Origin of the sequence: Parageobacillus thermantarcticus, assembly GCF_900111865.1 — a bacterium.
GTDB lineage: Bacteria > Bacillota > Bacilli > Bacillales > Anoxybacillaceae > Parageobacillus > Parageobacillus thermantarcticus.
Genome location: NZ_FOJS01000015.1, coordinates 1 through 20,979, shown reverse-complemented (window position 1 = coordinate 20,979; position 20,979 = coordinate 1). Strand labels below are relative to the sequence as shown.

General features: G+C 42.5%; 16 protein-coding genes and 2 pseudogenes. 2 read left to right on the top strand and 16 right to left on the bottom strand.

Translation table 11 applies throughout. The features are described 5' to 3' along the window. The first annotated feature begins 284 nt into the window (after positions 1–284). Both BM278_RS09115 and katA read left to right on the top strand, forming a co-directional pair. Positions 285–851 carry an FAD-dependent oxidoreductase gene (locus tag BM278_RS09115; protein ID WP_090949124.1) on the top strand — a complete coding sequence of 189 codons (567 nt, stop codon included), beginning with the start codon at positions 285–287 and terminating at the stop codon, positions 849–851. 664 nt (positions 852–1,515) lie between these two features. Next, complete coding sequence (gene katA, locus BM278_RS09110) at positions 1,516–2,982, top strand: catalase KatA (protein WP_064552100.1); 1,467 nt, start codon at positions 1,516–1,518, stop codon at positions 2,980–2,982. Positions 2,983–3,500: 518 nt separating this feature from the next. Here katA and BM278_RS19650 read toward each other — a convergent pair. From BM278_RS19650 to BM278_RS09035, 16 genes and pseudogenes are all read right to left on the bottom strand, one after another. After that, positions 3,501–3,686, bottom strand: coding sequence for a hypothetical protein (locus tag BM278_RS19650; RefSeq protein WP_425272972.1), 186 nt, complete (start codon positions 3,684–3,686; stop codon positions 3,501–3,503). A gap of 9 nt (positions 3,687–3,695) precedes the next feature. Beyond that, positions 3,696–3,815, bottom strand: a complete 120-nt coding sequence (locus tag BM278_RS19645; protein ID WP_425272973.1) for a hypothetical protein — start codon at positions 3,813–3,815, stop codon at positions 3,696–3,698. Between the two features lie 363 nt (positions 3,816–4,178). Continuing rightward, complete coding sequence (locus BM278_RS09100; RefSeq protein ID WP_090949123.1) at positions 4,179–4,460, bottom strand: hypothetical protein; 282 nt, start codon at positions 4,458–4,460, stop codon at positions 4,179–4,181. A gap of 176 nt (positions 4,461–4,636) precedes the next feature. Further along, a pseudogene (locus BM278_RS09095) lies at positions 4,637–5,051 on the bottom strand (pre-toxin TG domain-containing protein); the annotation flags it as partial. Positions 5,052–5,197: 146 nt separating this feature from the next. Next, positions 5,198–5,572 (bottom strand): immunity 22 family protein, encoded by a 375-nt coding sequence (locus tag BM278_RS09090; protein ID WP_090949204.1) that lies wholly within the window; start codon positions 5,570–5,572, stop codon positions 5,198–5,200. Between the two features lie 449 nt (positions 5,573–6,021). Continuing rightward, a pseudogene (locus BM278_RS09085) lies at positions 6,022–6,827 on the bottom strand (pre-toxin TG domain-containing protein); the annotation flags it as partial. Between the two features lie 461 nt (positions 6,828–7,288). Continuing rightward, the gene (locus tag BM278_RS09080) at positions 7,289–7,822 is read right to left on the bottom strand and encodes a hypothetical protein (RefSeq protein ID WP_090949121.1); all 534 of its coding nucleotides are present in this window, start codon (positions 7,820–7,822) and stop codon (positions 7,289–7,291) included. Between the two features lie 12 nt (positions 7,823–7,834). Continuing rightward, on the bottom strand, positions 7,835–8,944 hold the full coding sequence (locus tag BM278_RS09075) for a pre-toxin TG domain-containing protein (RefSeq protein WP_090949119.1): 1,110 nt from the start codon (positions 8,942–8,944) through the stop codon (positions 7,835–7,837). Between the two features lies 1 nt (position 8,945). Continuing rightward, positions 8,946–9,257 carry a DUF5082 domain-containing protein gene (locus BM278_RS09070; RefSeq protein ID WP_090949116.1) on the bottom strand — a complete coding sequence of 104 codons (312 nt, stop codon included), beginning with the start codon at positions 9,255–9,257 and terminating at the stop codon, positions 8,946–8,948. Positions 9,258–9,418: 161 nt separating this feature from the next. Then, on the bottom strand, positions 9,419–9,910 hold the full coding sequence (gene essA / locus BM278_RS09065; protein ID WP_090949114.1) for a type VII secretion protein EssA: 492 nt from the start codon (positions 9,908–9,910) through the stop codon (positions 9,419–9,421). Further along, a complete protein-coding gene (gene esaA, locus BM278_RS09060) occupies positions 9,900–12,686 on the bottom strand; it encodes a type VII secretion protein EsaA (protein ID WP_090949112.1) in 2,787 nt (928 codons plus the stop codon). Before esaA ends, essA begins: the two co-directional genes overlap by 11 nt. A gap of 19 nt (positions 12,687–12,705) precedes the next feature. Next, the gene (gene essC, locus BM278_RS09055) at positions 12,706–17,145 is read right to left on the bottom strand and encodes a type VII secretion protein EssC (RefSeq protein ID WP_090949111.1); all 4,440 of its coding nucleotides are present in this window, start codon (positions 17,143–17,145) and stop codon (positions 12,706–12,708) included. Between the two features lie 52 nt (positions 17,146–17,197). Further along, a complete protein-coding gene (gene essB / locus BM278_RS09050; RefSeq protein ID WP_090949109.1) occupies positions 17,198–18,532 on the bottom strand; it encodes a type VII secretion protein EssB in 1,335 nt (444 codons plus the stop codon). A 34-nt stretch (positions 18,533–18,566) separates the two neighbouring features. Next, positions 18,567–18,806 (bottom strand): ESX secretion system protein YukD, encoded by a 240-nt coding sequence (yukD, locus tag BM278_RS09045; RefSeq protein ID WP_017435737.1) that lies wholly within the window; start codon positions 18,804–18,806, stop codon positions 18,567–18,569. Between the two features lie 79 nt (positions 18,807–18,885). Beyond that, on the bottom strand, positions 18,886–19,179 hold the full coding sequence (locus BM278_RS09040) for a WXG100 family type VII secretion target (RefSeq protein ID WP_064552108.1): 294 nt from the start codon (positions 19,177–19,179) through the stop codon (positions 18,886–18,888). 504 nt (positions 19,180–19,683) lie between these two features. After that, a complete protein-coding gene (locus tag BM278_RS09035; RefSeq protein WP_244151140.1) occupies positions 19,684–20,451 on the bottom strand; it encodes a hypothetical protein in 768 nt (255 codons plus the stop codon). Positions 20,452–20,979 lie beyond the last annotated feature (528 nt).

Here is a 20,979-nt window from a genome sequence, read left to right as displayed (position 1 = left end):
ATGTTGGATAATTTTCATTCCGCAGCGGCAAAGGATAGAATGTTTCAACCGGCGAATCGGTTGATGGCATTGTTCGCAAATGACTTGTTTTCGCATGTTTTCGCTCTCCTTTAACTGTTTACGAATGATTATTGTTATCATTTATTATACATATTATTTTTAAATAATCAATATCAAATTATAATTATTTTAAATAAAAGAGATGCGATTCATATTAATTGGATGGAAACAATGAACATGTTATAATAAATATTGGAATATTCTAACGAAAAGGGGATGAAACGATGTACGATATCGCCATTATCGGGGCTGGACCTGCCGGGGCAAGCGCTGCTATTTTTACCGCAAAAGCGGGAAAGAAAACAGTATTAATTGACAATGACAAAAGCATGACAAAGCGCGCTTGGATCGAAAACCACTATGGAGTCCCGGAAATCACAGGGCCGGATTTGATTGAAACAGGGAAAAAACAAGCGGCCAAATTCGGAGCAGAACTTGTTACTGCCCAAGCCACCAACATCGAAAAAACAGAAAACGGTTTCCGCATTCAAACAGAAAACGGCACGTTTGAGGCAAAACATGTGATTTTGGCGACAGGAGTAGCGGTCGATCTCGCCGAAAAAATCGGCGTAAAAACAAAACAAGGAACAGAGCCGCGCATTAAAACGATCATTGATGCGGATGCAAACGGACGTACCAATATTGAAGGAATTTGGGCGGCCGGGACAGTAGCTGGCGTCAGCGTACATACGATTATTACCGCTGGCGACGGAGCGAAAGTGGCCATTAATGTCATTAGCGAACTAAACGGAGAACGTTACGTCGATCACGACATATTGCAATCCAAATAATTCAAAAAGGTATTTGGCCACAAACAGAATACGATATATAAGCTCTCTTATTGTTCGATGCGCATAAAGGGTGTCCCAACACACTTTTGGGACACCCTCTTTTCAATTATATTCCTTGGCGGTGCTTTGCGATTTTCCACGAAGAGCAATAGCGGATCTTCTCATTCCTTCATATTATATATATGATTCCCACCGCCTGTAAGCATATCCGTGCATGAAAATATGATTCCTTACGTTTTTTGATAAAAAGCGGAGATAATTGAGAACGAAAAGTGAAAAATGCTGAGATACATACTCATTTTCTCTATTAGTTCCTCTATATCACAAAATGGAACAACCCCCTTGCTTAATTCTCCTATTTTCCCATCAGAAATCCGCTTTTCCTTATTTAGCAATTCACAACATGAATTTTTCTTCAATCACTTTAATACATATGACTGTGACGATGAAGTTAGGATTGGCGTAAAAAGAAACGGCACAAAAAGTTGTATTTTCCGGAGATGTAAGACCGCTGTTGCATTTGAATAACCATTATAATATTATTTAAAATTCTATTTGATTATATATATCTTTTTAAAATAATTATAAAAAAATATTGACTTTTGTTTGATAAATGTTATCATTTATTAGTGAAAACGAAAACCGAAACGGGGGGAAACAAACGATGGCAGATACAAAAAAGCTCACAACTAGTTGGGGAGCACCTGTCGGCGATAACCAAAACTCGATTACGGCTGGCAATCCTGGACCGACATTAATCCAAGACGTGCATCTTATTGAAAAATTAGCACATTTCAATAGAGAACGTGTCCCAGAACGTGTCGTCCATGCGAAAGGCGCTGGTGCGCACGGCTATTTCGAAGTAACAAACGATATGTCGAAATACACAAAAGCGAAAGTATTTAACGGTGTTGGCAAACGCACACCTGTATTCGTCCGCTTCTCTACTGTCGCCGGTGAGTTGGGATCTGCGGATACAGTCCGCGACCCGCGCGGTTTTGCGGTGAAATTTTACACGGAAGAAGGAAACTACGACATAGTTGGTAACAATACGCCAATTTTCTTCATCCGTGATGCGATTAAATTCCCAGATTTTATCCATACACAAAAACGCGACCCGCGCACACATTTGAAAAATCCGACGGCAATGTGGGATTTCTGGTCTTTATCTCCGGAATCTTTGCACCAAGTTACTTATTTATTCGGAGACCGCGGCATCCCATTGACATACCGCCATATGAACGGATACGGAAGCCATACATTCAAATGGGTGAATGAAAAAGGCGAAGCGGTATGGGTGAAATATCACTTTAAAACAAACCAAGGCGTGAAAAACATGGATCCGGAACTAGCGGTAAAAATCGCTGGAGAAAACCCGGATTACCATACGGAAGATTTATATAACGCCATCGAAAAAGGCGATTATCCATCTTGGACATTATATGTGCAAATTATGCCGCTAGAAGACGCAAAAACGTACCGTTTCAATCCATTCGACGTCACAAAAGTTTGGTCGCATAAAGATTATCCGTTAATTGAAGTCGGCCGCATGGTATTAAACCGCAATCCAGAAAATTATTTTGCCGAAGTCGAACAAGCGACATTCTCGCCTGGAAACCTAGTTCCTGGCGTTGAACCATCACCAGATAAAATGTTGCAAGCCCGCTTGTTCGCTTATGCGGATGCGCACCGTTATCGCGTCGGCGTGAACCATAACTTGCTTCCAATCAACCGTCCGCGCGTGGAAGTAAACAACTATCAACGCGACGGCTTCATGCGCTTTGACAATAATGGAGGCGGTTCTGTCAACTACGAACCAAACAGCTTCGGCGGACCAACAGAAGTATCAGAACATAAAACGACTCCATTCCCGGTATCCGGCATGGCAGAAAGCGTGCCATATGATGACGATGATCATTATACGCAAGCTGGAGACTTATACCGTCTCATGAGCGAAGAGGAAAAAGCGCGCCTTGTGAAAAATATTGTAGAATCATTGAAACAAGTGACAAAAGAAGAAATTAAACTGCGCCAAATCCGCCACTTCTACAAAGCAGACCCTGACTATGGACGCCGCGTTGCCGAAGGGCTTGGCTTGCAAGTTCCGGACGATGTGATTACAAACGCATAATCATTGCTGAAAAAGGATAGGCGTGTTGCAACGTCTATCCTTTCCTTTTGCGTTAACGTGAACTCATCTCCCTTCCAAAAATAATACTGACGATCAATCTTTTGGTTTTGGGGCTAAGGGAATAAATTCATTTTTTACGCAACTCTCGAACATGGTGATTTTGTTTATGTGAAATTTCATTCTCAAGCAAGAATGCGATCTGCCATTGTCTGGCTATCGCAATCTAGAACGGTTTGGTTTGCGCGTATGTCGGAGTGTATAGAGGGCACTGAAGATAATCAAGATGCTTAACCGCTATCGCCATGCAGTTGTTGAACTGGAACCTGCTTAAGGAAAGCGCTGGACTGTTTTCAGTTTACCAATTGCGTGGTCCGTACGCAGAAAGGGGCACGTCTGATGAAGCAGTTTCATCCAGCCAATATAATTATTTCTAGAATGGAGAGGAAATCATAGAAAACGGCAAAAATTTTACTTCTTTCTCGGCACCACTCATCCCATACCTAGGGTGCTGGACCGATTCACGCAAAGGCGCGCTGACGCTGGACAGATGGAACGTTGTCGAGAAGATCGTCCCATTGCTTTTTGAACGAACGAATCGCTTGGGTAATTGGCGCCTTTATGACTTGGTGTATACTGTTTGCAGGGCAGGCTGATTTTATCGTAGCGGAGAACATGTTTCGTTTGCGAGACCAAGTTGGAAACATCCGTTTCTTTCACTCCTTTGATTCCTGCCTTGGCAGCAACTCCTGCCCCTTTAAACGGAAGAACAGCGAAGCCAATAGCATTCCTCCTGCCAGCAGACATTCTCCAAATGAAAGCCGTTCCCCTGTCACCGGGTCATATTCACCAAACACCCGCTGCAAGTCATACCAGTAAACAATTTCTAAACCATCCAGTTTATTATTACTGTTACATACAGTCGGTTAAAAGTTTATATCCTATTTCTCGCCACGAGATTCCTTTCTCTCGTGTTTTAAAGTGTACTCGAAGGGTATTAGTGGCATTAATCGCTTTACCATGCATTGCAGCCAAACTCGTTGCAGGTGAACCATCATGAACTCTGAATTAAAATGTTAGTAAAAAACATACTTAAACTCTCTCGTAAACACACTTTATTATTTGATATAGCTGTTAGATTGAAAATAGAAAAACCTTGAAAGGCATATAGCCAATCAAGGTTTTCGTTCTAAATCAAGTTACCTCCATCTCCAATTTATTTCCCCGTCTTCATACACAGCCGGCAAATAAATTCCTCTTTTATTTTGATGATTATCCACAATAAACCAATTTTCATCTTTCAGCCATTCTTCATTATATTCACTCTCTTTAAAATCGTTTTCTTCATCCGTCAGAGCCTTAAAAAACTCTTTAAACTTTACTATATTTTGATTAGGTATAAGTTTACCATACATCCACATGCCTTCAGTGTTGATATTTTGTATTTCACCTAGACATTCATCTTGGAAATATAAAAACATATATACTCACTCCTTAGGAGAAATTTTTATGAATTTGCTAGGTATTTCTCCTCTTATCAAATATTCATTGTCTCTTGCAGTCCAAGTTAACGCTCTATTTTTCCAAAAATCAGAAGAAGAGCTATCTCTCTCAATTAATTTTCGAATCTGTTTTTGGGATAAAATGGCCACATCTTTAAAGAGGCCAACAGCATTCCTCCCGCAACCAGGCGGTCCCATCCGGATATCCGTTCTCCAGTAATCGGGTCGTATTCCCCAAACACCCGGCTGCAAGTCATACCAGCCAAGAAGCTCCAGACCGAATTCTTTCATGTTGTCGGCAAGCGTTTGGTCTGCCTGTCTGATGGCTGCAGCCGTCCGATACAGCAGTTCTTCCACTTCATTCAGCTTTTCTTCATAGCGCTGGAGCCAATGAAACAGTTCGTCTGTAAGCTCATGGATGGCGGCAGAGCCGATGCCCGGAATCTCCATCACTAAAGAGGGCAGTTCCCAGGAAAGTGAGGTTCGCGCACACCGGCAGGCATCTTCTGCATCGGGGACATGCTTCGCTACCGTTTCCAATTCTTCCGGCTTGACTCGAATCGTCGTCATTGTATATCCTCTAACTTTCGCTGTATCCGTGCAATTTCCCTTCTCATTACTTTTAAGTAACGAATCAAAAATGTTGCACTCCCCTTTTATAAAATAAAAAAAGAAACCTTGAAAGAGTGTTGAACACTCATTCAAGGTGTTTATAATTACTTATATTGCACGGTTCCTAAAAATCTAAACTGATTTTTTTCATTGACATGTCCATTATATTGAAAGTTATAAAGTAAAATAACTGAGTTCACTTCTTGATTTAAACGCTCACCGCAGAGCTCTATAAATTTTGGAATTATCTCCTCATCATAAGAAAAACCTTCAAGTAGAACACGTAAATCATTCGATGGTTCATCGTAGAATTCTACTTCCCTAAAATCTTCATTATAGTAATCAATGTTAAAGTCTTTTTCAAATTCGGAAGGTAGTAAATCTCCATCTTCTGTATAACTATTCAAAATATAGTTTTGAAGATCCTTATATGACTTAGAGTTGCCAATAAATAATGATACAAACCCTTCCTTCTCCATATACTTCATACTCCCCCTTAGCTTTTTTATGGTCTAAGACCTTCCGGTAAAGATTCTACTCCACCTTCTAATCTATAATTAGCCCAATTTTGGAGTCGTCTCTTGAATGTTGCATAATCTGGTGAAGAATCAATAATCTCTAATAATTCATTATGAGCTCTCGTAGAACCCTTGCCGCCATGAACTCCTTTTGGATTAACAAACTTAACATCTTCTATAGCAGTTCTTAATTCCTTAATTTGTTCTGCTGTTACACCCCACCGTTTAAAAGTAGGAGCTCGAGATACTAAATGCCACTCATGAAACCCACCTGGATGTCTAAGTCTACTTTCAATGGCTTTTCTTAACCTAGGGTCAGACCATACTTCGTCAAACTCATCAGGAGTTAGTGAATTGAACCATCTATTAAATTCACCATTCTTTACAGATGGAACTGAATTAAGATTAACAGTACCCTTAGCAACACCACCCGTTCCTTTCCCAATCACTCCATCCCCGGCTTGACTCATCGAAAAGCGGATGGAGCTGGTGACTTCTTCTGCAGTCTCTTGTATCCCTGCCCTTGACACTGGCCCTATCCCAGCAAATGCCGGCTGCCATTGAACAGATGGAACTCTGGCAAGAAGGTCATCCCATTGCTTCTTAAAATATTGCAGCGTTTTGGTAATCGGCGCCTTCACGATTTGGTGGTATACCACTTGAAAGGCTGGCATGATTTTATCATAGCGGAGAACATATTTCATTTGCGAGATCAATTTAGAAACATCCGCTGCGGTTCCGGCCGCTTTCGCTCCTTTGATCCCCGCTTTGCCGGCAACCCCCGCTCCTTTAGCTGGAGGAATGACCGACAACAATAACATTCCTCCCGCAAACAGGCGATCTCCAAATGAAAGACGTTCCCCTGTCACCGGGTCATATTCACCAAACACCCGCTGCAAGTCATACCAGCCAAGAAGCTCCGGACCGAATTCTTTCATGTTGTCGGCAAGCGTTTGGTCTGCCTGTCTGATGGCTGCAGCTGTCCGGTACAGCAGTTCCTCTGCTTCATTCAGCTTTTCTTCATAGCGCCGGAGCCAATGAAGCAGTTCGTCTGTAAGCTCGTGGATGGCGGCAGAATCGATGCCCGGAATCTCCATAGCAGAGAGGGAAGTTCCCAGGAAAGCGAGGTTCGCGCATACCGGCAGGCATCTTCTGCATCGGGGACATGCTTCGCTACGGTTTCCAGCTCTTCCGGCTTGACTCGAATCGTCGTCATTGCAGCTCCTCTATCTTTCGCTAAGTTCAGATGATTTTCCTTCTCATTTTACGAAATGACATGTATATACAATAGAACGTTAAAGTAATTGTCGTGAACGGTGTTAACGGGAAAGAAATTTTTACACATTTTTGACATTAACGTTTAAAATAGTTAGATAAAAAACCCCAAAACGAGGAGCCCTTGAATACTCGTTTTGGGGTAGTATTGTTAGTCTTCATCATCACCAAATAACAATTCATCCATTCTTTCTCTCTTCAGCAATTTGTCGTGACAACTTGAAACTATTTATAAAATGCACAAGGGGTAACTCCTTCATTCATCGTCATTATGCTCATAGAGTTTAAAATTTGCTTTGTTTTTTAAAAGCTCCAAAATAATGCTCTCATTGTCTTCGCTGTTCAAATAATCTACAACCATTAAAGTCTCTTGCTTAATGCCAATCCAAGTATAATTTCTTTTTAATAACTATCCTCAAATAGGCAATGAAATACTGTTACCTCTTCCTCTCTAAGTTCTAATGAAATATTAGGTACTTCTATTTCTAATAAGCTTTTTTCAAGAATTTGTATCCCTTCATTCTCTAATAATTTCAAAATATCTTTGCCAATTCGTTCTGTTTCTTCATCGAATGGCTGATATTGTTCTTGCATTTCAATCTCTCCATCAACATATTCATACCTAGTATACTTTATTGCTGCAAATGGAGCGATTGCCGAAATATAAACCAATAATCCGTTTAAATAAGTATGTTCTCTGATATATTCTCTAAATTTATCCGTACCTATTTTTATCTTAGGATGGATCGAAGGTATAATATACAATGTGAAACATTTTGAATAATTAAAATCTGTTAAATTCTCAACGTTTATTCCTTTTATTTGATGAGTGATTTTATTAGCCCAGACATTAGTATCGACATAATTCAATAAAACATATCCAAAATCACCATGGTGATATAATTGTTCAATTGTATTTAATACATTTTGTTTCATAATATACCTCCGTTATTTTACTGGGTAACCATGGATGTTTCCCTTTTTATCCATATGAACTTTTACTCTAGTTTCTCCATTCGCTCCAATTGGTTTGTGAAAATCATAAATTTTAACACTACCATCTGGTTTAACCACAGTTCCCTTTACCCATGCTTCTTGAGTCAATTTAACTCCATCTTCTCCTTCTGGCCATTGAGTTTTCTTACCAGGCATACTATTAGGATGACCTAAAACATGCTTTCCTTGCTTACCAGCATCTACTTTTGGTGCTCCCGGAACGCCTGCGTCCACCGTCCCTTGGCTTGGTAGCTTAACAGTTTTACCCGTGCCCTTACCAACTACTTCATCCCCCGTTCTGCCAACGCTATTCATCGTCGTTCCTTTGGTTTCCCTCTCAGCCCCGCTCATCCACATGCGGGGTGCCGGACCGCCGACTCCTGCCAAGGCTGACTGCGGTCCCTGTAGGACAGAGCCAACATTTTCGCGGAAGTTCTCCCATTGCTTTTTGAACGAACGAATCATTTCGGTAATCGGCGCTTTTACGACTTGGAGGTATATCGCTTGTAGGGCAGACATCATTTTATCATAGCGGAGAACATATTTCATTTGCGAGACCAATTTCGAAACCTCCGCTGCGGTTCCGGCCGCTTTCGCTCCTTTCACCGCTGCTTTACCGGCAACGCCTGCTCCTTTAGCTGGAGGAATGACCGACAACAATAACATTCCTCCCGCAAACAGGCGATCTCCAAATGAAAGACGTTCCCCTGTCACCGGGTCATATTCACCAAACACCCGCTGCAAGTCATACAAGCCGCTAAGCTCCAGACCAAATTCTTTCATGTTGTCGGCAATCGTTTGGTCCGCCTGGCGCATTGCCGCTGCTGTCCGATACAGCAGTTCCTCGGCTTCATTCAGCTTTTCTTCATAGCGGTGGAGCCAATGAACCAGTTCATCCTTGAGACGATCGATCTCAGCAGTACTAATGCCGGGAACCTCCATCGCTAAAAAGGACAGTTCCCAGGAAAGCGAGGTTCGCGCACGACAGCAGGCGTCTTCTGCATCGGGGACATGCTTCGCTACCGTTTCCAATTCTTCCGGCTTGACTCGAATCGTCGTCATTTTATAACTCCTCTATCATTCGACGGATTCGCGCGATTTCCCTGCTGATTTCATGAAGAAGATCATCGGCGGTCGCATAAATGCGTGTCTCGATTTGCCGCAAGTCCACGTACATCCATTCATACGCTTCTCTCGCCTTTCCCTGCCAATGCGGAACATACTCGTCATTCGCGCGATAAAATGCGCGTGTGCCATGTTGAAATTCCTCGATCGCTTCTTCGACCTGCCCTTGATACGACTGCAGGCAATGAATCATCGCCTCATAGGCTTTGCGTTTCCATTCTTTTTCGATCGACTCCAATAAAGACGCCACTTTGATTCCTCCCCCAATTAACACACTATCAGAATGGTAACATAAGTAAAATAAGGATAAATCATGATATATTCCTGTTTTTCCAGATGACAAACAGGACTTTTTCCTTACCGATGATTCTGCCATGTGAAACATGCCAAAATTCCTTCAAAATAGCCTGTTTACGGAATAAATTTTTTCATGCGCGGAACAATTACCGTGAAGATGACAATAAGAAAACCGAAAATGAAAAAGCCGAACAGCCATGGCAGAAACGATGATGGTGTTCGTTCCGTCTCGTCCAATGGCTGGCGAGACGGAACCGACTGTGTTGAAGTGTTAGCAAACAATCGCAGCTTCTCCGCTTTGGCAGCAATCGTATTCGTTTCTTTTTCTCCCGATAAAAACAACTGCGCTTTTGTTTGTTCGAAGAAAGAAGAAACCGGTCTTTGAAATGTCAGCGATGTTTGCGTTTCCGGTAAATCTCCCTTTTCATCGAGCAGCGACTTTTCATGAAGGTAATCGGTGCGCAATTCGATGTCCTGCCGCTGATATTGATTTGGTTCGATTTCCGGCCACTCGTCCGCTTCCGCGTAAACCGTCACTCCCATCGCAGCCAATACAAAGGAGAGGAAGGAGAGGCAGAACATCATAAGACGTCTTCTACCCTTCATATGTTTCCGCCTCCTTCTGCAGAGCGTTCAGGCGCTGCTTCAAAAACGGAACAGCGGACATGAGCACGGTGACAACTCCTAACGTAATGACAGCTGGATAAAATGCTTGCTGGTCTCCATATTGAATCGACATATATGTTTCTGATATCGGATGATCAAAGCTAAAGTTAGGCAATACTAAATCGAGTAATGGAGTAATGAAAAACAGGATTAAGCCGACTCCAAGCACCCAGCCGGTAAACGGTCCGATGAAAAAGGCCAAGCGAACAATGGCGGAACAGAAAAATAATAAGATGATGGTAAAGATGCTCCACTTGAGCGCCTGCACATCTTGCATCGGATAAATTCGCAATCCATATGTGCTGATGATGAAACCAACAAGCAAGTTCATCATGATCAGCAACGCCATCTGCAGCATAAGCGGAACGAAAGAATAATAATGTAGGAAGAACCCAATGAGCATGCCGCAGAGCAAAACAATGACAAGCATCACAACAGGCGGCGTGTACGTCGCTTTCTCTTTCGGAATATCTCCGCTTACTTGTACCGGATTGGTTAAGTAATCATACACATATCCGTTTGTTTGTTTGTCAACCATCGTATTGTCTAACAGACGATAAACATCGTTTTTTATTTGTTTAGTTGTATTGACATTAGTTGCCCATTTGTTGTTTAACTCATCCGCACGTCCTTGGACCGATGCCACTTTTTCATGCATCTCATTGGTGTAATCGATAATCCGGTCTTGTCCTTGGGCAATGGAAGTGACTAAATCAGAAATTTGTGCGATATCTTGCAGCGTGTTTTGCTGGATGGCAATAACAAATTCACCATCGTTGGCTCCTACCGTCGATTGTATGGTTCCTTCTTCATCCATGGTTTGCTGGAGCTGTACTGTTACTTCATTCGCGGCATCGTTTAGTGATTGCAATTGTCCCATCAGCTCTGCTTGCATTTTTTCCACATTTTTATCATACTCGAGTGTTGCTTCCACAAAAGAATGGACGTTGTTTTCGACCGCTTCTGCGCCGTGCAAAGAAGTGGCCGAATCGCCCTGCAACTGCTGAATTCCGCTATGAATCATCGATAAAGTTTGGAAAATATCTGCTTTTTCCTTCCAATTTAAAATTAGCTGATTCACAAGCGCTTCATCAAAATTCCCCATTCGCTTTAACGTATCCTCAAAAATCGATAACCAAGAAAAATAGGCGAGAAGATCATTCATGTTTCTGCTTTGAATAGCCGGCTGAAAGCAGGCGGATAATTGTTGTTTTTTCTCTTCGGATAACGACGGAGACTGAAGAATAGCTTGTTCTTTTGCGATAATTTGTTGAACCACTGTTTTTTCCGATTGTCCATTGTCGTTATTCGCTTGCACGGTCAACTGCTTTGCCAATTGCGCGTATTTTTCTTGCCATTGCTGTTGAAGGGATAACTGCTTTTGCCATGCTTGTTTTGCTTTTTGCATTTCCATTTCCAGCTGATTTATGACATTGTCAATATCCCCCCAGCTTCCCGATGCATCTTGCCCCTCCTGCGTCTCTTGCGGAAGTTGCGGCTTTACCGTTCGCAGCTCGGTCTTTAAAGATGCCAGCTGCTGCTCGAGCCCGTTCAGCCACTGCCCGTTCCCTGATGGCTGTGGCAGCTCTCCCGGCACCGGCTGTTCATTCGGTGCTGACAGAGTGGTGGCAGATTGCAGCTGCTGCCGTAGCGGAATGAGTTTTTGCTGCACTTCGTCCAATATCTTTGCATCTGTTTGCTGTTGATATTGACGGATGAGATCTTTTTGCGACTCCAATAATCGTTCATAAACATTTGAATTTTCCAGTTGGTTATAGAGACTCGTCAACGCTGTATGGCTGTTCATAACCGTATTGCGCAGTGTAGACACAGATTCTAGCAATGTTTGGCTATTTAATTCCCACTCCGGTTTGACATTCCATGGCCGTTCTACGATGGAACGTATTCCTCCGCTCACCATCTTTTCATACTGATGAATTCCTTCTTGGATGAGGTCATGCTGCCGTTGCTGATATTCTTTATATGCCTGAATATCCTCGATAAACGAAGCAATTTCCGCTTCCGCCTGCTCCAAACCATTTAACGTATCGTTGGAGGAGCTTTCGGCGTTTTTCGAAGACGAAAGCAGCTGTTCAAGCATCTTCTTTTGGCTCTCGATCTCTTTTGTTAATTTGGCAGAGCTGGGGGTGTAAAAATCGTACATCGTCTTTTGAAAAGCGATCTCTTTTTCCAAAATAGCGCTAAATTTTTTGCGAATATCTTCTACCGCTTGGCCGACATAGCTCCAATACAGCGTAGACATCTTTTGGTTGATCGTATTTTTCGCCGCTTCTAGTTCTCTCTGTACCCGCTCCCGATTTTTCGCCTCGAGATTCGGCTGGATTTTATATTGAACGGTTGCCTTAAGCGGCTTTTTTTCATTAAAGGTCAAAATGTTTCTCGAAAAATCGGATGGCAAATACACAACAGCGTCATATTGGCCGTCCGCCAGCCCTTTTTCCGCTTGGCTGCGATTGACGACAGACCACTGATAACTAGAGTGATCATCAAGGGCTGGTACAATTTCTTTGCCGAAGTCGTATGTTTTTTTATCATAATCGGCTCCTACATCTTCGTTGACTACCGCGATTCGGTTCGTTGTCCTCTCTGTTACCTTCATCGGGTTATGGCCAATGAACGTAAAGAATAGTACAGGAAGAGCAACAATAAACATAATCTTCGCAATCAACTTGACGATTTTCCATTTTTCCGTCATATGGTTCACCTGATTTCCTTTATTCTACTTGTGGGATTTGTATTTTCTGTTCTTTTCCATTGAAGACAAAATAGCCAAACCCTGGGTCCACTTCTGGTTCGTGTCGCGTAAATGGCAGTGCAAACAAGCTTTGTTCCGATTTTTTCATGACGAGGATCGCTTGCCGAACTTGTTTCAGTTCAGTTGTCAGCGCATCAAAGCCCTTCGTAAATTCATTTGCGTTTCCTGCGACAATGACACTAAATCCAAGATGGCTGTATCGCTTCATCATCATCGCGATTCGCTCGTGAATTTTACTATCGGCTGACTGCTGAAGCCTAGAAAGGCTATCCGCGACGAAAACAACAGGTGAAAAAGCTTGTACATGAACGTCTGTTTTCCCAATTGCCGCTAAATACTCTTCCTCCCTCGTTTGCAATATTCCATTTGCCTCATCAAGCCAATGGTGCATTTGCTCTTTTGTTTCTATATAGGTAACGTTTTCTTTATTAGCGTATAAAGCAAGGCCGCGGTCCACTCCATCAAACATCCCGACGCCCGCTGTTGGCTGGGCGAGCAATGATTCCAATATCACTTTGATTGCATTCGTCTTCCCTTTGCGCGGTTGCCCTACTACAAGACAATGCGGATTGGTTTGTATATGAAGAGAAACTGGTCGAACCGTCTCTTCATCAAGACCAATCGGAATCAAGCCAGGCTGCGGCTGAACCACATACGTTTTTGCAAAGACAACAAATGGTAATCGTGCTGGAAGCATTGGAATCGGCTGCGGCTTGCGCATGCTTTTATATTTTTCTGTCAGCCTTACGATCTCTTCTTTCACATTTTCAAGCACCGCGATGTCATCTTCCCCATCAGCCGGAAGATAAATTTGCGTTAAAACCGCTTGCTCTTTTTTTACCAGCGCTCGCCCCGGAATCGGCTCGACCTCGTACGGAGTTCGTCCAATGATGGAAAACCGTTCCGAACTGTCAAGGAAATAATGAACGATTTTTGTTTTTAAATTGTTCATGAGCGGCGGGCGAACTCCGCTAACCCTTGTTGCCGTTATCATTAAAAATATTCCAAGCGATTGCCCGTCTCTAGCATATTGAATGAGCTGTGTTTCCAGCTCCGGCATTTCTTCTTTGACAAGATCAAAGTTGTCAATCGCGATAAAGATAATCGGGAGCTTTTCTTCAGAAAGCGTGTTATACAATTTAATCGTGCTTACTTCTTTTTCCATGAAACGCTGTTTTCGCTGTTCGATTTCTTCTTTCATTAACTTCATAAACTTCTCAATCTTCTTTTCATCATCGAGCCGAAAATAATCAGCTGTATGCGGCAATTGCCGCAGCGGCAGCAACGCGTTGTTTCCGAAATCGAAAATGTAATAATGAAGCTGTTCTGGACTATAGACGGACGCAAAGCTCATTAACAATGTCATCGCCGTTGTCGATTTCCCATATCCCGCAGAACCAAAAATGCCGATATTTCCATCTTCCATCCATTGATATAAGTAGTCTGATTGCCGCTGCAGTTCCGGTTCATCTTTTAGACCAATTGGAAAATAAACGGTGTCTCCTTCTAGCAAAGCAGGGCGATGCAGGCGCGAAGATAACGGCGGCAGCCATGGGCTCGGCAGCTTTTCAATCCCGAGTTGCTGCTGCGTTTTGATAATTTCTTGAACAACCATTTCGATTTCTGTTTTTTGTTTTTTCTTGTTTTTCTTCATTTTCGCGTCAATATTCGAAACCGGAACAAGCCCTAAATCCGTGACAATATAAATATCATCTTCTGATTCAACGCCTTCTTCCATATACGGCGCACCGCTCCACGCCGATTGAAATAACTCATATACCTCATTGTTTCCGACTTGAAGATACGCGCGGCCCGTGACAGTAATTGTAGCCGCGTCGCCGTTTTTCAATATTTCTTTACTGTCGCTGGCATCTTGCACTTTTAAACTGATACGGAAGCGGGCATTGCTCCAAATTTGCTCGTCGATAACTCCTTTTGGCTTTTGTGTCGCTAAAATAAGATGGACTCCCAGGCTGCGGCCAATCCGCGCCGCACTCACCAATTCGCGAATAAAGTCCGGTTCTTCGCTTTTTAATTCAGCGAATTCATCGGCGATTAAAAAAAGGTGCGGAAGAGGCTCTTTTGCTTTTCCTTGTTTATATAGCTCCATATAGTCATTGATGTGATTTACTTCATATCGATCAAACAAGCGCTGCCGCTTTTTCAGCTCACTGTTAATGGAAGCCAACGCGCGCGCGCTGAAGTTTTTGCTGCCATGAATATTAGTAATCGTGCCTAATAAATGCGGAATGTTTTTAAACGGCTGCGCCATGCCGCCTCCCTTATAGTCGATGAGCAAAAATGCGACTTCATGAGGGTGAAAATGCACCGCCAATGACAAAATGTACGTTTGCAGCAGTTCACTTTTCCCAGACCCTGTCGTCCCCGCGACAAGCCCGTGCGGACCGTGCGCTTTTTCATGCAAGTTCAGCTCTACGACGTCTTTTCTGCCTTTTAGTCCAATTGGAACAGCCAACGAGCGCGAAGGTTGATGAGTCATCCAGTTTTCCTTCATATTTATCTCTTCCGCTTTCTTCACTTGAAGTAATTCGAGAAACGTGACTTTTTCTGGAATAGAATTATGCATTCCTCTTTGATGATCTAAAGAGCGCAATAGGCGGGCGAACCGCTCGTTTCCTTCCCGAGTATGTTCATCGAGCGTAAACGGAATATGCGCCGCTTTCCGGTGCTGGATTAAAATTTCTCCATCCCGCTCGTTGATATATTGCACGAGCGTATGAATGTTTTCTGTTAAACTTTCCTTCGTATCGGAAGCAAAAATCACGGAAATACCGACTTCTTCGTTTTTTTCCTCCAAATATTCCAAAATGACATGTTCCGCAATTAAAGAGCGGTTGGCGACGATAAACACGAAATGCGGGGAAAACCGTTTTTTCTCTTTGTCTTCATCCAAGTCGCGCTCCCTCAACATTTCGTAAATGGACGATAACAATTGGTCGCGTGTCTGTTCGTTATAAATAAATCCTTTCGCGAAAGAATTGGGCAGTTGAAAATGCGGGAGCCATTTCATCCATTCCCAATCCTTATAATCTTTTTCAGCAAAGATGGCCACAAACCGTACATCGTGGTAACTGTGGAAAAAGGCGATTTGCCCTACAAGCTGCTGAATTTCATGATGAACGATCGCAGCTTTCCCGATCATTCCCATTGCCCCGCTTGACAAATCAATCGTAAGCGGCACATTTTTTACGGTTTGATAAGTTCGCTCCATCCGTTGAGCCTGCTCTAATAAATCGTCGATTTCCCGGTTAGCCAAATCCCCCATACTCACCGACACTTCATAGGTAGACGGAACATCCGCTTTTCCGATGCGAAGATGAAGGAAATCGCCGCTTTCCATCGTTCGTTCCCAAATACGGTCGCTAATTTGCAAAGCTAGCAATTTCATCTTTTCAAATGAAGGAAAGTGGTAATATAGCACGTTTCTTTGTTTCTCGGATAGCGCGTGAAGCTCTTCCCGCTTTTGTTTCAAATAATTCGTATAAATGCGCCGGCGCTTTTCTTTCCGCGCTTTGCGATTTTTTCTTTCCCGAAAATATTGCACGGCCGATGTCACCAACGTTGTCGCAAACATCACGATCGAAATGAGAATAAAGATGCCCCGCGGTTGAATGAAAGCAATAACCCCCATAACAAGAAGCATCAGCAACGGCGGTAAAATCATTAGCCATAAACCGCGCTGATCCCCGTCTCCTTCTTGGCTTGGAAACGAAATCGCAACCTTTTCGCTTGGCAGTTCATAAATCATGCGCGGAGTCCGGTGATAAACAGGATACTTTTTTTTCATTTCCGAAACCGGCGGCACTGTTTCCGTCAGCGAAGATGTTATCTCTTGGCTGCTTGCGACTGCTAATAAATCATCCTCTAAAAAAACAAATTGTGCATATGGACACAGGATCACGTCCCCATTTTGCAAAGAAACAGCATCGGATATTTTCGCACCATTAAGAAACAGCGGCGATTCATGGTTTGGAACAACGAACCATTCTCCCTGCTGCTTGACAAATGATGCCCTCGCCGTTTTCATTTGAATGTCTGCCTGTGGATCAGGCGCCACCATTAGTTCAGTTTTATTGCCAACGTAATAAATGTGTTGTTTTATTTCCTTGTCCATCCACACGACCGTGAGCGTTTGTCCATCGTCATCCACCGTAACGGGAACATACGGCTTCAGCTCCCCGATTGGTTTATCTCCTTGCAGCACCGTCATGGCGGAAGCATCTGTTTGTTGTCTTATTTCCACATATCCGTTACGAAACAAAAAAGATGGGATGGTGACATGATGCTCCAGTTTATTTCCAATAAAAATACAATCCTCCTGTCCTGTCAGCGGGAATAGCTGGCAAGCATCCTCATAAAAAATCCATAATTGACTCATATCATTCCTCTCCTATGATGCTTGTTGTGCTTGTTGCTCCACTTTCTTCCATTTATTGTTTCGTTTCCGCATTGTTTGGCTGCACGCTATTAGATGCAGGCGGCGTATGATTGGATGCAGGTGCGTTCGACTGTTGGTTTGGCGCCGTCGAAGCCGGAGGAGTGGCTGCCGGCTGCTGCGCCGGGGCTTGCTGCTGGCTTGTCCCTTCTTGCTGTTCTTCTTTCAATTGCTTTTCCTGTTCCTTACGTTCTTTTTCATATTCCTCTATCTCTCTATCAATTTCTTCCAATTTTTGCTGTTTTTCCTCTCCGCTTAACTCTTCGTCCGCCTTTATTTCTTCGCGATGTTTTAACAAACCATACACAATCAGCTCCCGATCTTCCATCGCTCTCGCCAATTCAAGCGCATTTTCGCTTCTTCCCCGGCCGATATAAATCCAATAAAGCAAATACTGCGGGTCTGTTTTCAACGTAATATTATTTAATACCACTTTCCGCTGCTCTTCAGTAAGCGACTCCGTCATTACGTAGGAAGAAGCCAGTTCATATTGCACGACATACGGCATTTTTTCTGGAGGGTAATTTTCCATTGCCGTAATCACGTCGCTATATTTATTCTGTAAAAACAGCTCCGCACTTCGGACATATGCTTCTTGTTTGGGCTGTAAAAAAAAGAACGAATAAAACGTATAAATCATAGCAGGAATCAACAAAGCCATTGTCGAAAAAAAGATATATCGTTGCACATTCCATTTTTGTTTTGGAATATGTACAGACGCCTGTTCTTTCGCTTCTTCCTCATCCATCCATCGTTCTAAAATGGATAAAAGCGCTTCTAGGTGTTCTGCCTGCAATATTTCCTTAGCGATATCGGAACATTTTAATGTTTCATGAAATTTCATATATTCTTCAAAACGATGTTGCCCGTCTGTCAGCGCCAGCACCGTCGCTTTTACTTCTTGAAGGAGACGGGCTTCATCCGGCTCATACGGCGGCAGGCTCTCCTTTATTCCAACATGAAGGAAAAAAGGCTCCAACCCATGATCAAACACGAGGTTTTCCGGGCATACAATAAGGATAAACCGGCGAAGAGAGTGATTTTTCACTTTTGTGACGAGCTGATATGCCGCTCTTAGCCGGGAAAGAAGCGATTTTTTCCGCACAACTGGAAACGGAAAAAACGACGGAGGTGGAGTGACGATAATCTTCACTTCATCTTCGGACACGTCAATATCCCGTAACAAATAAGGATCGATTTCCTTTATGATCTGCAATTCTAGCGGATGCTGCATTTTTAATTTCGCGCGCTGGAAGACCATCGTATAATGTTTATTCTTTGTCATTACGGCATCGATTTGTGTTTCCAAATAAGTTTTTTTCTCTTCCATAACAAAATAGGACTCCTTTTCGCTTTCTCGATGGCTACAATATCACAATGCGGTCTCCATCCGTAATTCCGCTGTCCTTTAATGTAAAATAGCCTGGGCAGACCATTTGTTTATTGTCTACCCGCACCCAGTAGCCTTCTCTTGGCGGCGCCGATATGTTTTTTAACTGCCAAACAATATCGATGAGCTTTTTGATCGAATAAAAATTGGACAGACGAAGGTCAAATACATCCTCCGTATAATGCCGAAGATCAATAGTGACTTGAATATACATAATGATAAGCCCCCAATATAGAAAAAAGCGCCATAATCTTTCTTAGATTTGTAGCGCTTTTTTCTGAACGTGTCACTATTTACCCGCGGATTTGGCCAGCGATTTGCTGATCTGTTTCTTCCAAAATCGTAGCGGAGTTGTGCAATTGTTGCGCGATTTCATTTAATAATACAGCCATTTTTTCAAACGATGGGCGCAACTCGTGATACTGCTGGATAAATGCTTCACTAGAAGCACCTTCCCAAATTCCTTGCAGCATATTGCTCATTTGATCCAATCGTGAAATCAATTCCGTGACATTAGAGCTTTCCGTATTATATTGTCTTGCGACACCTCGCAACTCTTCCGGTGTTAAACGAATAACGCCTGACATAGTTTCTCCCCCTATACCCATATTTTCCCTTATATTTTAACGAAAGGGAAAATCACCGGTCAACAAAATATAGGAATTTATATAAAAATAAGTATATTATACCATTTTTTAAATAAACAAACTTATCTATCTATGCCTTTTTTCTTAATGGTATCAATAAAGGACAAAGAGTAATAGGCAAAAAGAATCGCAATTATCTACTTATCTTTTGATTTTCCTGTCATTGCGCATCCTCCTATCATAACCTACCATATAACGCCAGCAAGCCATTGCCGGGCGAACCCCTTCCCTTTTATATCCATACATAGCCTTTTCTTTTCTGCCACTACAGAGTAACAAATCATTCCATTTTGATAAATTAGAACTAAGGACTTTTATCCTTTATCTTAAAGATAGTCACATTATTCCATACGCCTTTTCTCATATGAAACTGAATAAAAATCCATAAAAAAAGTATGACGAAAAACAATGCATCTCCGTTCCGCCATACTCTCGCTTTCCTGCTTATTTTTGCGCCTTAAATTGTTTCAAGCGATGAATCCACTCGTCCCTCGTTTTATCAGGCATAGCCTCTCCTAATTTTGTATATCGTACGAGATATAAATCATTTCCTTGAGCAAACAAACGAGCTACTTCATGTTGATCATCTTGTACCTTCGCATCTTTCACAATGAATTCGTAAATTTCTTCCTGGTCTGTCGATTCAAATGTATGGAAGGTGATGTGTCCATTGGTCGCTTCGGTCAACGATTGCTTATACGCCTCCATCCAGTTTTTCAGTCCAACTGTCGAATTCATTTTTTCTAAACGATGTATCGTGTATAGCTCTGTCCAGTTTTCTACACTTTCGCCCTCCAACACAAACTCCCAAATATATTCCCCGTTAGCTGAATTAAAGTAGTCAAGCACCCATTTTCGATCATCAAACTTTAAATCCATTTTTTCTATTTGGTTCTTTCCATCTTGTACATCTGTCTCCAGCGGATTACCATTCTCATCTAAAAAAACAGTCTTTGTCATTATCGTGTTGTATATTTTCCATTTCCCATTTTCGGGGCGCAACACATGATATCCGGTTATTTCGTTATTTTGAAACGCAGGTCCTTCGATTTTTATTGTTTTTTGTATAAACTTCACTTTTGCTTCTTTCTCCGATTTTTCCATCACTTCAACATTGGATATCTCTGTTTTTAATTTATACGCTTTGCTGATTTCCTCGAACAGTTTTTTGCTTTGTTCATAAAGAGGAGACTGTGTATGGATGGTTTCCATATATTTGTCTACATTTCCCTCATCAAACGCTTTGAAATTATCGTTAATAACAGCGATTAATTCTTTGTCGGACGGGATTTTTACTTGTGTTTTGCTTCTTCCCCCGATTTTTTGCTTCCTGTTTCCTCATGAGTGCATCCGAATAACACTAGGCTTATAAGCATCATGATGGAAACCAAAACGGCTCGGTATGTTTTCATGGTCTCTTCTCCTCCCTCTAGAAATGTTGATATATCAAGGCTTTTCGGCCTCTCAGGGGTGTCAAAAAAATATTTTTCGACAAAATCCCTTACATCCTTTTTCAGTTTTGTGGATATCTTACAGAACCAGGGTGCGCTTCGCGGCCACGTCTGGATACATTTTCCTGACGTGGGGAAGCGTATTCGATGCACCCTTGGATCTCCGCATCGCTGATGAGGACGAACCCTCCCATGTCTCCGGGCGTCTTTGCGCCAACATTCCCTCGTTCGGTCTCGTCATCAGGCGGAGGCCGGCCAAGCTTTCTTAGGGACTCGAGGTCGCATGGAG